Below are 9,326 nucleotides of genomic sequence, written 5' to 3'. Positions count from 1 at the left end.
GGCACTTCGAAAGCGCGACTGTCGCGCCCCTATCCGATCCTTTTAGCCAGAGTGGGAGCTTCACTGGTCACCATCCGGCAGGTGTGTGAGGGAGGTGTGGACGGCTTCGGCCCATTCGCATGTCCCGCGCCAGGTGTCGGCGAGGTCGAGGCCCTGCCCGAGTAGGCGCAGGCAGCGGGTGAGATCGGCCTTCACGCGGGCGTTCTCCTTGAGGGCGTCGTCCAGCTCACGTTTGAGGGTGGCGTTCTCGTCGGCGTGCGCGAGCGCCTGGCGTTCCTTCACCTCGAGGAGGTCGCGGGCCTTGTCGCGCTGTGTCTCGGCGGCGACGAGGCGTTCGGCGAGGTCTGCGTTGCGGTGTTCGAGGCGGTCGTTCTCGCGCTGCAGGTCGTCGATTTGCTTCACCTCGGCGGCGATGGTGGTTTCGAGCTGCTCGATGCGACCCGGATCGCTGGGCAGGTTGAATGCGGCGCTCATGGCTGCACCTCGATGTAGGTGCGGGTGCCGAAGTAGTCGACTTCACTCGGCGCGAGGCGTTCCAGGGCGTCGTTGAACACATCGCAAATGAACTGCGCCTTCTCCGCATCGGCTTCGTCGTAGAACACTCCGATTTCACTGAGCCCGCCGGTGTCCCACCTGATTGCGAGGATGGGCTGTGAGCCGTCACCGGTGGTCGATCCTGCGGGCCACCAGACGCAGAGACGTCCACCATCGTGCTTCTTGCACCAGGCGAGCACTTGGGCTCGCAGTTCTTCGCGGTCGCTCATCGCGTTCCCTCGATTCGGCGTTCGATGTCGTCGATGCAGTCCGTGACCCACACGAGCAGCAGCCACGAGGCGGTGGCCCACCCGGCCGCCGACAGTGCGGCGGCCGAGCAGACGGTGAGGGCGGTCCTCATTCGGCACCGCCGGCGGCTGGGCGGGCCTGCTCGGTCTGCAACCACTCGATGAACTCCTGAGCGCGCGCGGCGTCGAGGTCCTTCTCGCTCTTGAGCTGGTCCCCGAACTGGGACTGCAGGTACTCGAGCCGCTCCGCGACCGTTGTGTACTTCCAGTTGGCGAGCAGCTTGCGCATGGTCTTGAGCTGCTCGTCGGAGATCGGTTCGGCGATCAGTTTCGGCTGCGACTCCTCCTGCGGATCAGGCTCGGGCTTGTTGCCCTCCTGCGGTTTGGCCGCGTTGGTGATCTCCTCAGCCGACACCGTGGCCGGCGGGAACTCCTCGTCCTTGGTGACTTCACCGTTGCGGATCGACTTGAGGGACACACCGAGTGCTGTGATGTCGTGCTCGTTCCAGTCCTTCGAGGGTCGACCGATCTTCGCCTCGAGCTGCCGGCGTGAGATGCCGATGGCTTCGAATGCGGCGATGCCGTTGGCGATGCGCTGCGGCAGCGGCACTCCCCCACCCTTGGCGAGGGTCTCGTTGCACCGGTCCTGGGCCTCGTCGACGAACCAACCGGGCAGGACAGCGAAGATCGCTTCACGCAAGCGACGGGCGCCGTTGTTGGCGTTGTTCTCGTAGATGTCGCGCATGTCGGCGAGCTGCACGACGCCCTTCTTCGTGTCTCGCTTGTGCGGAACGATGAACGTGGTGGCGTTGCGGGCGTTGGTCTCCAAGTCCCAGGCGTACGCCTGCATCTCGGACTCGCCCTTGTCGTCATCGCGGCGGAGCTCGGTGACACCGAACTGGATGTTGCCCCAGCAGCGGGCCAGCTCGCGGGCAAGGTGAATCGACGGGCCCGACACCGTCTGGCCGCCGCGGGGGAACTTGAAGAATGCACGCTCGGCGACGGACGCCTGTGCGGTCGCTTCCCGCATCTCTTCGACGGCGATGGCCTTGTTACGGCGGTTCTGCTGCGCCACGAGCACGGCGGCCTGGACTTCGGCGACAGCGCGGGACTGCTCGATTGCGGTGGCCTGTGAGACTGCGTTCGGTCGCTGCACGGCGGGGGTAGCGATCGGCTGGTAGCGGGCGGGGCTAGACACTGAGGATCTCCTCGGACTGGTAGTGGGCCCATGCGGGCAGGGTGATGCGGTTGACTTCGTGGCCGTATCCGGGCCAGACGCCGGACTCGACGCACTCGGCGTAGACGTCGATCGCGTGTCGGTTCAGGCGCCGGCCGAGCAGCAGGGATTCGTGGTCGAGTTCGTTGACCGTCACCTCGAACGGCGGCGTCTTGGACTGGACGACGAACAGGAACGCAGCATCGTCGGCGAGCTGCAACGCGGCGATGCCGTCGAGGTACCAGGCGGCCTGCTGGTGATAGCCGTACTCGGCGCACGACTTGGCGAACTTGTCGGGGTTTGCCGAGGTGCTGGTCTTGAGATCGACGACCAGCAGCCGCCCGGTCCGGTTCGGTGGGAGCCAGTCCGGCCGGCAGCGGAGCATGACGCCGGTGTCGGGGTCGCGCCAGTACAGGGACTGTTCTGCGACGCCGTCCTGGAACAGGGCTGCTGCGACTGGGTGTCGGCGGATGGAGTTGGCCATCGCGACGGCGGTGTCGTAGTCCGACGCCTTCAGGGGGACGTTTCCGTCGGCGCGTGCTGCGTCTCGTTGCTCTCGGGCGGCTTTCGTGGTCCACGAGTCGACGTCGATGCGGACGACGGGTGCGCCGACTCCGAGCACCATGGTGTGTACGGCGTGCCCCATGTCGTACTCGTCCTTCGGTGCCGGCGGATTGTCTTGCTCCCATCGGAAGATGGCGGGGCATGACGGGGGCAGGAGTTTGCGGGCGCCGGATGAGGATAGTGATCCCTTGTCGGCGTGGTACTCGTTGTCTGGGATTCCGTCGTAGACGCCCTCACTGGGGACGAGGTCACTCACGATCGGCCCTCCTGCCACATTGCTTGAAGTCGCGGTATGTCCTCCGGCGGGATCCGTGACCCGACGGGCAGGGCGGCGAGGTGGCGGTCGGCGTCGGTTGGGGTCTTGCGCCACGCGCGGAACTTCCCGCAGAACGCGCACTGCCCGTAGTCCCCGTGGTCGAGCAGCGGATCGTCGCACAGGCACAGGTTGTGCGCCCGTTCCACCGACGAGCAGTCACTGTGGAACAGGCCCCGCTCGCCGCGCCACAGCGGCTGTTTAGGTCCGCCCCACTGGTGCGAGTGGTTCACCGCATCGCCCTTGCGGGATCGTCCGCCGCACCAGGCGCACCGTGTGAGGAGACGGCGGCGCCAGTTCTGCAGGAAGTTCCACTGGATGTGCCAGTGGTGGATGTGCCACTGCCAGCGGGTGCCGCGGCATTCGCCGCGAAGTGCGTCTGCTCCGTGGGGTTCGACGTGCCACACGGTGATCAGGGATGGGAAGTACAGTTCGCGGCCGGCGGCGTGTGCGAAGCACGAGCCTCGGCGCCACCCCCAGCGGGGCGAGTTGGAGCCGTGCGGTCGGCGGATCTTAGGCCAGGGGCGCCGGATACCGAACGCCATCACCATCGGGTCATGCATCTATTCGACTCCCATCTCGCGGTCGACCTGGGCTTCGTGGAGGCGATCGGCGTGGGCGCCGTCGTCGAACTCGAGGAAGACGGGCCGGTCGGGGTCGTCCCAGTCGGGGTGGCTCATGCTGCGTCCTCGGTGTCCGGGCCGGTGACGGCGGCGGCCTCGCGGTGTGCGCGCGGGTCGTAGTGGTCGCCGGCGAGGCAGGCGGGGGCGCACTTGGCGGATCGGATGGCGTTGCAGGTGTTGCACTGCCACAGGTTTCGCGGCGGGTCGATGTATGGGGTGGTCATGGGAGTACCTCCACTGGGAGTTCGAGGTCGGCGATGGCGCACCAGGTGCCGGTGCCGGCGTGGATGAGGTGGCCGTTGACGGTGACGGCGAAGATGCGGCCGGACTCTTCGCGGATGCGGGTGCCGGTGCGGAGTCGCCAGATGAGTCGGTCGTCGTGGATCGTGATCGGCGGCGGGGTCGTCACAGACCATGCGTCGGCGGGGTCAGCGCCCGGATCGTTCCAGCCGCTCATGCCGCGGCCTCCTTCTGCGTGTGGCGGTGGCAAGTGCGGCACAGTCCGTTCTTCCAGTGCAGAACCGTGCCGGGGAACTCCGTCTCGGACGTTTTCACCGGTCGCAACCTGCGATTGCAGTCGCCTTGGCACACCTCCGGCATACGGAATGTGGCAGGCTTCGTGGTCCGGCCTTCCGGGTGCTTGTCGTAGCAGCTGGAGCAGTAGCCGCGGCCGGTGTGGGACTTGGTGCCGGGCCAGTCCTTCGCCGAGGCCTTGTTGGGGCGCATGGCTCCTCCGCATCCGCGGCATGCCCTGGGCCGGTCCTGTTTGGTGGGTGCGACGTGGCGGGCGCAGGTCTTGCACATGTGCCGGTTGTCGGAGAGAACGGATCCGGGGTGGGCAGCGGGGTCGTCGTGACGTCCACGCAGGGGCCGGCCGCAGGGTCCGGCGCAGGTGCGTGTCTGGGCCTGGGCGGTTGGCTGGATCAGTCCGAGCATTGCGAGGAGTTCGCGGGCGTCGTCTGCGTTGCGCGCATTGGACGCGACGGTGCGGCGGGCGGGCTCGATGACCCAGTCAGGGAGGGTGGTGTCGCCGAACTGGGCGCCGGGCACGGTTTCGCCGGCTCCGATGTTGATGCTCATGCCGCACCTGCCAGGTGCTCGAAGCACGCCTTGAGGTGGCGCGCGTCGGCGAGGGCATCGTGTTCGCCGTCCGTCTGCACCGGCAGTTCGGGCCGTCCGAGGTCGTGCCACTTCTGCTGCAGATCGCGGGTGAACATCGGCAAGCCCTTGGGAAGGTAGATCATCTTGCCCCACAGTTGCGCGAGCGCGACGTGGTCATACGCGCCGTAGTCGGCCCACAGTTCCGGGTCGGGCTCGGCCAGGAGGAACTCACGTACCTCGTTGGCGATGACCCACCTCGGTTTCACGAGAACCGATGAGGTGTCCAGGGTCCCGGCATCGGAGGTTCGGACCGCGTGCTGACCGTCTCCGATGTACTGCAGCGAGGACTTGTACCCGCGTAGTGGGAGATGCGGCCACACGTTGTTGAGCAGCCAATGATCCCGCCGGATCAATTCGGCGGGCATATCCGAGTTGACGGCGTAGTACTCGCGGCCGTCCTCGGCGACGATGCCGATCGAGATCAGCTCGATGGTGCGGCCGTCCTCGAGGAACTCGGTGTCGTAGAAGTACCTCATGCGGACACCACCGAGGCGTACGCGATGAACGCGAGCATCCCCACCAGGCCGACCATGGAGACGATCGCCAGGATCACGCTCGGCATCTCGTTCGGGCGGCCGAAGTACACGGGCAGGTGGTCGAGCTCCACATCGACGTCGAGGGCCTCGAGCTCGTCGGCCGGGGTGTTGTCGCACAGCAACACGCACGGCACGGACTGCCGCGTCTGTTCGTAGATCGGGAGGTGCTGCATCATTCCTCCCCTTCCGTAGCGTTGAGCGCGGTCCGAAGCGCCTGGATGAGACGGTCTGCATCGGACCTACTGAGGAGGAGGACAGATTCCTCGCCGCCCCTGGCGATGCCGACTCGGATTGCCGAGAGTTGGCGGGATTCGACGTTGGCGAGATCTTCGCTGAGTACCGCGCGACGAACCGCAGACACCTTGTAGGTCTGCGCGTTCGATGCGTTGAACTGGTCGAGCAGTTCCGCGTGTCGGACGCGGAGGTCTTCGTGGCTCATTCGAATGTCCTTATGTGTTGGTGCCGGTTGCGCCGCCATCCCCACAGCGGCGCAACCGGAGTCATGGGATGAGGGCGAGGAGCAGCGCGAGGGAGGCGATGCCGGCGGCCCACAGCAGCAGCGCGGGCGGCAAGCCGAACACGATCCCGCGGAACGGGCTCATCGCAGCGTCACCACCGTCATCGGCTGGCCAGCGGCAGTGAACTCCGGGGCTACCCAGTCCCACGTGTAGGAACCGGGTTCCTCGACGCACTCCCTGACGTTGATCGCAACCTTCCGGGTGAACTGGAAGTCGTCGAGCCCGTCCGGGGTTGCTTCACTCAGATCGAGCTTGACTCCGTAGTCGCGGGCCAGCCAGTTGATCGCGGCCAAGATGCGGCGCGACGACGGCGTACCGAGAACTGTCCAGCCCCAGTCGTCTTCATGGTCGAAGAATTGGATGCCGTACTTCTCGATCCATTCCATGCTGTTGAGTTCGTCTCGGATACTCATGCGGCACGCACCTTGATCTCGTAGCCGAACCCCACCTGCGTGCGCCCATTGGCGAGCTCCATCAGCCACATGTGGCCGGATGGTGCGTGGTCGGCGATCTTCTCCATGGTCACGATCGGGCACAGAGCGAACGTCACGACGCACCCCCGATCACCGACAGTTCGTCGAGCGACACACAGAACTCGGCGTCCCCGAGTCCGTCGCCGTACGAGGCCTCGTCGATCACCACGTGGGCGAACCGTTCGCTGCCATGCTCGTGGTAGTCCAGGACCTCGACCACCGTCTCGACACGGTCAGCCACCAGACGCGCGGTCACGATGCCACCTCCATGTGTGCAGCGATGTAGTCCTCGAGCCACTGGCGGGTGACCTTGCGGCCGCGGCCGATACGGATGCACGGGAGTTCGTCGTGCTTCCACATTTCGCGGATGGTGGTTTCGGAAACCCCGAGCAGCTCGGCCGCTTCGGCGGCGTTGAGGAGCAGCTTCGGTCCGATCGGAGCACTCATGCCGCACCGCCTTGAAGCACACGAAGCGGGCGGCGGAACTGACGTTCCTCGAACTCGATCGGCTTCGAACGGAGCAGACGCACTCTCGCGCCGTAGCGTTCGAGCAGCAACGCACGATCAACCGCGGCACTCCGAGAGAGGTAGAAGCGCCGGACGGTCGGCCAGATGAACCGGTCCGTGTTGAACCGTTCGATGTACTCCTCGTCAGGTTCCCACCCTTCGGGCTTCCAGCTGGCGCATCGCCGTCCCGCCAGCCACGGCCCGGCGTCCTCAGAGAAGAGGGACTCCTCGGGGTACTCGACGTCGAGCTTCCACACGTACTCGTTCATGCTGCACGCCCCTCGAATGCGAGCTCCCACACCCAGGCCGGGTAGGAGTTGACCTCGCCAAAAAGCTGATGCGGGACCTTCACCGGCTTGATGTCCTGCCGGCGCGCGATCGACGTGGCTTGCGCTCCCACCTTCTTCAGGTACTGCGAGTTGGTGTTGTGACCGTGGAGTCGCGCGTAACCGAGGGCGGAGTACCAGTCGTGCCGGCCTTCGATCGCATCGAGTCGAGCCTCGGTCTTCGTCGCGATCGCCTTTGCTTCCTCGGCGGTGCGCTGTGCTGCCTCGAGTTGGTCGATCTGTGCGCGGAGGATGTCGAACGTGGACAGGTTCGACCCGCGGGGGTTGATGGCCTGACCGGAGTGGAAGTAGGCGTCGAGCGCGTCGGCGGCCTCGGCCTGGAACGCGATGACGGTTGGTCGGGCCTCTTCGGAGACGCGGTTCTCGTCGAGGGTGGCAAGCCACATCGTCATGGTGCGTCGGTCGATCATCAGCATCTCGCGGGGCTTGCCGTCCGCCGCAACCACAACCCGTGGGGTTACGGTTGCCCACGACCTGCGGCGGAGCTTGTCCGCTTGGGTCTGGTGTGCGATGCCGATTGCCTCACACATCGGGCGGATGGCGATCATCGGCGCCCCGTCGATCTCGGCCGCCGTGATCGTCGCGGCGGTGCCGGGGACAGTGATTTGCACCAGCTGTCCGGTAGTCTGGATGTCAGACATTGGATTCCCTTCTGTGTCGTGGCCCTCGTCCTGTGGCATCAGGCGAGGGCCGTTCTTATGCTGCTGCGTAGTTGTTGCTTTCCGAAGCGACAAGCACAGTGGCCGAAAAAAGCGAGCCCGGTGGGGCGTTGAGGGCCTCCTCGATACGGCGGGCCACCTCTGGCCCCACCGTGTCGCGGGCGCTCTTGCCATTGGATCGCAAGAACGCGATGGACGACCTCGAGCACTTGGCCGCCTCAGCTAGGTCCGCGTTGCTCATGCCGCGGTGCTGCATGTACTGCCGGAAAGCCTGCTTGCTAATGAGCCGCACCCAGAGCCTCCCTCGGTCGATCTGGTGTTGCCGTCTCACTGTAACCACCACCTTGTCGCTTGGTCAATCACGAAGCAAATGTAACCACGTGCGGTTACATCGCGCAAGCCCTGTAACCACGCGTGACCTGGGTTCCTGAAAATTACGACCAGGGAATTTGTAACCGACGCGGTTACACTCCGATTATTCGAACAAGCGCCAAGCATGGGAGCTTCTGAAACCGTGAGCAAGCTGAGCGACCTGCTGAACAGTCAGCCGGTGAGTGCCCGCCAAGCGGCAGACATCGCGAAGGAACGAGGGATCGCCCTCCCCTACGGGACTCTGGCCGGATACTGGGCCGGCACGCACGGACGACCGACAGCCAGGTCCCTGGAGCGGCTCGCAGAAGTGCTGACTATCCCCTTGGCGCAACTCCAGATGGCGGCATGGGACACCACAGCTCCCCTAGGCCGCTACACGCCTCCACCAGAAGCGAACCTCCTCGGGGAACGTCAGCGCAGAGCACTCGACGAACTCATCAAGGCTATGGCCGAAGGAGCGCGACATGGAACAAGCACCGAAGAAGTCCCGGAACCGCGGACGCAAGAGGGCGGCCCGGAGCACCGCAGCAAGGCTGGCGCGGATCGCGGCCGGCCAGGAGCCCCCATAGTTGACGACAAGGTTCGACACTTGAACCCGGTCGATCAAGGCGAAGAACTTGATGACGACCAGGAGCTGGCCGCGCGCGCCGGCGAGACGCAGGAGCTTCGCCGCCGGCGCACCGAGGGCGAGCCGTGGGATCACCCCGATCCGGACGGCCCGGAGGACGGCGCTTAGCAGAGGGGTCCGACACAAACCGGCCAGTAGGGATGCATCGCGTTCGCAAATGTGTTCGAATGCGATGCATGTCACCCCAACGTCGCCCCCACCCGTGGCGGCGCCTGCGTGACCACTACCCCCACCTGCACGTCCACTTCACCGACCTGTCCCACCGAGGCAGACTCGGCAGACTCACCGGCCGAGGCATCGAGATCGAACGAACCTCGAACCAGAAGGAACGTCGCGAAACGCTCCTGCACGAACTCCACCACTACGAGCGCGGACCCGCCCCGAAGCACCCCTACTTCGGGCCCCTCGAGGAACGCATCGTCGACAAACTCACCGCCGAGGAACTCATCAGCCTCGACGCCCTCGTCGACGCACTCACATGGAGCCACGGCCACGTCAACCACGATGTCGCCGAAGAACTGTGGGTCACGCTCGATACTTTGATCACGCGCGTTCGCAACCTCACCGAGAAGGAACGCACCTACATCCGCGAGGAGCTGGCCCGCCGCCAGCCCTGGAACAACTAGG

At 65.6% G+C, this 9,326-nt stretch carries 21 protein-coding genes; 2 read left to right on the top strand and 19 right to left on the bottom strand.

What is annotated here, in order from left to right; genetic code table 11:
• Positions 1 to 60: 60 nt before the first annotated feature.
• The 19 genes from QNA09_RS02100 to QNA09_RS29170 form a co-directional block, all read right to left on the bottom strand.
• Positions 61 to 474, bottom strand: a complete 414-nt coding sequence (locus tag QNA09_RS02100; protein WP_308072212.1) for a hypothetical protein — start codon at positions 472 to 474, stop codon at positions 61 to 63.
• Positions 471 to 764, bottom strand: a complete 294-nt coding sequence (locus QNA09_RS02095; RefSeq protein WP_308072210.1) for a hypothetical protein — start codon at positions 762 to 764, stop codon at positions 471 to 473. Before QNA09_RS02095 ends, QNA09_RS02100 begins: the two co-directional genes overlap by 4 nt.
• Positions 761 to 895, bottom strand: a complete 135-nt coding sequence (locus QNA09_RS02090; protein WP_308072209.1) for a hypothetical protein — start codon at positions 893 to 895, stop codon at positions 761 to 763. Before QNA09_RS02090 ends, QNA09_RS02095 begins: the two co-directional genes overlap by 4 nt.
• On the bottom strand, positions 892 to 1,980 hold the full coding sequence (locus QNA09_RS02085) for a hypothetical protein (protein ID WP_308072207.1): 1,089 nt from the start codon (positions 1,978 to 1,980) through the stop codon (positions 892 to 894). Before QNA09_RS02085 ends, QNA09_RS02090 begins: the two co-directional genes overlap by 4 nt.
• Positions 1,973 to 2,818, bottom strand: a complete 846-nt coding sequence (locus QNA09_RS02080; RefSeq protein WP_308072206.1) for a PD-(D/E)XK nuclease-like domain-containing protein — start codon at positions 2,816 to 2,818, stop codon at positions 1,973 to 1,975. The genes QNA09_RS02085 and QNA09_RS02080 overlap by 8 nt, the downstream gene beginning before the upstream one ends.
• Complete coding sequence (locus tag QNA09_RS02075) at positions 2,815 to 3,438, bottom strand: hypothetical protein (RefSeq protein WP_308072205.1); 624 nt, start codon at positions 3,436 to 3,438, stop codon at positions 2,815 to 2,817. The genes QNA09_RS02080 and QNA09_RS02075 overlap by 4 nt, the downstream gene beginning before the upstream one ends.
• A gap of 113 nt (positions 3,439 to 3,551) precedes the next feature.
• Positions 3,552 to 3,722 carry a hypothetical protein gene (locus QNA09_RS02070; protein ID WP_308072203.1) on the bottom strand — a complete coding sequence of 57 codons (171 nt, stop codon included), beginning with the start codon at positions 3,720 to 3,722 and terminating at the stop codon, positions 3,552 to 3,554.
• Positions 3,719 to 3,955, bottom strand: coding sequence for a hypothetical protein (locus tag QNA09_RS02065; protein WP_308072202.1), 237 nt, complete (start codon positions 3,953 to 3,955; stop codon positions 3,719 to 3,721). Before QNA09_RS02065 ends, QNA09_RS02070 begins: the two co-directional genes overlap by 4 nt.
• Positions 3,952 to 4,578 (bottom strand): hypothetical protein, encoded by a 627-nt coding sequence (locus tag QNA09_RS02060; RefSeq protein WP_308072201.1) that lies wholly within the window; start codon positions 4,576 to 4,578, stop codon positions 3,952 to 3,954. Before QNA09_RS02060 ends, QNA09_RS02065 begins: the two co-directional genes overlap by 4 nt.
• Positions 4,575 to 5,135, bottom strand: coding sequence for a 3'-5' exoribonuclease domain-containing protein (locus tag QNA09_RS02055; RefSeq protein ID WP_308072200.1), 561 nt, complete (start codon positions 5,133 to 5,135; stop codon positions 4,575 to 4,577). Before QNA09_RS02055 ends, QNA09_RS02060 begins: the two co-directional genes overlap by 4 nt.
• Positions 5,132 to 5,371, bottom strand: coding sequence for a hypothetical protein (locus QNA09_RS02050; RefSeq protein ID WP_308072199.1), 240 nt, complete (start codon positions 5,369 to 5,371; stop codon positions 5,132 to 5,134). The genes QNA09_RS02055 and QNA09_RS02050 overlap by 4 nt, the downstream gene beginning before the upstream one ends.
• Entirely contained in the window at positions 5,368 to 5,634 is a 267-nt protein-coding gene (locus QNA09_RS02045) for a hypothetical protein (protein WP_308072198.1), read from the bottom strand. The genes QNA09_RS02050 and QNA09_RS02045 overlap by 4 nt, the downstream gene beginning before the upstream one ends.
• Positions 5,635 to 5,793: 159 nt before the next feature.
• Positions 5,794 to 6,126, bottom strand: a complete 333-nt coding sequence (locus QNA09_RS02040; RefSeq protein WP_308072197.1) for a hypothetical protein — start codon at positions 6,124 to 6,126, stop codon at positions 5,794 to 5,796.
• Entirely contained in the window at positions 6,123 to 6,263 is a 141-nt protein-coding gene (locus tag QNA09_RS02035) for a hypothetical protein (protein WP_308072196.1), read from the bottom strand. The genes QNA09_RS02040 and QNA09_RS02035 overlap by 4 nt, the downstream gene beginning before the upstream one ends.
• Positions 6,260 to 6,442 carry a hypothetical protein gene (locus QNA09_RS02030; protein WP_251550257.1) on the bottom strand — a complete coding sequence of 61 codons (183 nt, stop codon included), beginning with the start codon at positions 6,440 to 6,442 and terminating at the stop codon, positions 6,260 to 6,262. Before QNA09_RS02030 ends, QNA09_RS02035 begins: the two co-directional genes overlap by 4 nt.
• Positions 6,439 to 6,633: a helix-turn-helix domain-containing protein gene (locus QNA09_RS02025; RefSeq protein ID WP_308072195.1), complete on the bottom strand. Its 195-nt coding sequence runs from the start codon at positions 6,631 to 6,633 to the stop codon at positions 6,439 to 6,441. Before QNA09_RS02025 ends, QNA09_RS02030 begins: the two co-directional genes overlap by 4 nt.
• Positions 6,630 to 6,962: a hypothetical protein gene (locus QNA09_RS02020; RefSeq protein ID WP_072636889.1), complete on the bottom strand. Its 333-nt coding sequence runs from the start codon at positions 6,960 to 6,962 to the stop codon at positions 6,630 to 6,632. The genes QNA09_RS02025 and QNA09_RS02020 overlap by 4 nt, the downstream gene beginning before the upstream one ends.
• Complete coding sequence (locus tag QNA09_RS02015) at positions 6,959 to 7,720, bottom strand: phage antirepressor N-terminal domain-containing protein (protein WP_308072194.1); 762 nt, start codon at positions 7,718 to 7,720, stop codon at positions 6,959 to 6,961. Before QNA09_RS02015 ends, QNA09_RS02020 begins: the two co-directional genes overlap by 4 nt.
• A gap of 16 nt (positions 7,721 to 7,736) precedes the next feature.
• A complete protein-coding gene (locus tag QNA09_RS29170; RefSeq protein WP_374121872.1) occupies positions 7,737 to 7,955 on the bottom strand; it encodes a helix-turn-helix domain-containing protein in 219 nt (72 codons plus the stop codon).
• 258 nt (positions 7,956 to 8,213) lie between these two features.
• Here QNA09_RS29170 and QNA09_RS02010 point away from each other — a divergent pair, with 258 nt between their 5' ends.
• Both QNA09_RS02010 and QNA09_RS02005 read left to right on the top strand, forming a co-directional pair.
• Entirely contained in the window at positions 8,214 to 8,807 is a 594-nt protein-coding gene (locus QNA09_RS02010) for a hypothetical protein (RefSeq protein WP_308072193.1), read from the top strand.
• Between the two features lie 68 nt (positions 8,808 to 8,875).
• Entirely contained in the window at positions 8,876 to 9,325 is a 450-nt protein-coding gene (locus tag QNA09_RS02005) for a hypothetical protein (RefSeq protein WP_308072192.1), read from the top strand.
• Position 9,326: the final 1 nt, after the last annotated feature.

The sequence above is a fragment of the Rhodococcus sp. AH-ZY2 genome (assembly GCF_030916465.1).
Classification (GTDB): domain Bacteria; phylum Actinomycetota; class Actinomycetes; order Mycobacteriales; family Mycobacteriaceae; genus Rhodococcus; species Rhodococcus ruber.
This window is presented reverse-complemented; position numbering and strand designations above follow the sequence as displayed.

Coding starts and splice junctions, on each gene's coding strand:
- QNA09_RS02100 (WP_308072212.1), bottom strand. CDS start 474: ATGAGCGCCGCATTCAACCTGCCCAGCGATCCGGGTCGCATCGAGCAG.
- QNA09_RS02095 (WP_308072210.1), bottom strand. CDS start 764: ATGAGCGACCGCGAAGAACTGCGAGCCCAAGTGCTCGCCTGGTGCAAG.
- QNA09_RS02090 (WP_308072209.1), bottom strand. CDS start 895: ATGAGGACCGCCCTCACCGTCTGCTCGGCCGCCGCACTGTCGGCGGCC.
- QNA09_RS02075 (WP_308072205.1), bottom strand. CDS start 3,438: ATGCATGACCCGATGGTGATGGCGTTCGGTATCCGGCGCCCCTGGCCT.
- QNA09_RS02070 (WP_308072203.1), bottom strand. CDS start 3,722: ATGACCACCCCATACATCGACCCGCCGCGAAACCTGTGGCAGTGCAAC.
- QNA09_RS02065 (WP_308072202.1), bottom strand. CDS start 3,955: ATGAGCGGCTGGAACGATCCGGGCGCTGACCCCGCCGACGCATGGTCT.
- QNA09_RS02060 (WP_308072201.1), bottom strand. CDS start 4,578: ATGAGCATCAACATCGGAGCCGGCGAAACCGTGCCCGGCGCCCAGTTC.
- QNA09_RS02055 (WP_308072200.1), bottom strand. CDS start 5,135: ATGAGGTACTTCTACGACACCGAGTTCCTCGAGGACGGCCGCACCATC.
- QNA09_RS02050 (WP_308072199.1), bottom strand. CDS start 5,371: ATGATGCAGCACCTCCCGATCTACGAACAGACGCGGCAGTCCGTGCCG.
- QNA09_RS02045 (WP_308072198.1), bottom strand. CDS start 5,634: ATGAGCCACGAAGACCTCCGCGTCCGACACGCGGAACTGCTCGACCAG.
- QNA09_RS02040 (WP_308072197.1), bottom strand. CDS start 6,126: ATGAGTATCCGAGACGAACTCAACAGCATGGAATGGATCGAGAAGTAC.
- QNA09_RS02025 (WP_308072195.1), bottom strand. CDS start 6,633: ATGAGTGCTCCGATCGGACCGAAGCTGCTCCTCAACGCCGCCGAAGCG.
- QNA09_RS02020 (WP_072636889.1), bottom strand. CDS start 6,962: ATGAACGAGTACGTGTGGAAGCTCGACGTCGAGTACCCCGAGGAGTCC.
- QNA09_RS02015 (WP_308072194.1), bottom strand. CDS start 7,720: ATGCCACAGGACGAGGGCCACGACACAGAAGGGAATCCAATGTCTGAC.
- QNA09_RS29170 (WP_374121872.1), bottom strand. CDS start 7,955: ATGCAGCACCGCGGCATGAGCAACGCGGACCTAGCTGAGGCGGCCAAG.
- QNA09_RS02005 (WP_308072192.1), top strand. CDS start 8,876: ATGTCACCCCAACGTCGCCCCCACCCGTGGCGGCGCCTGCGTGACCAC.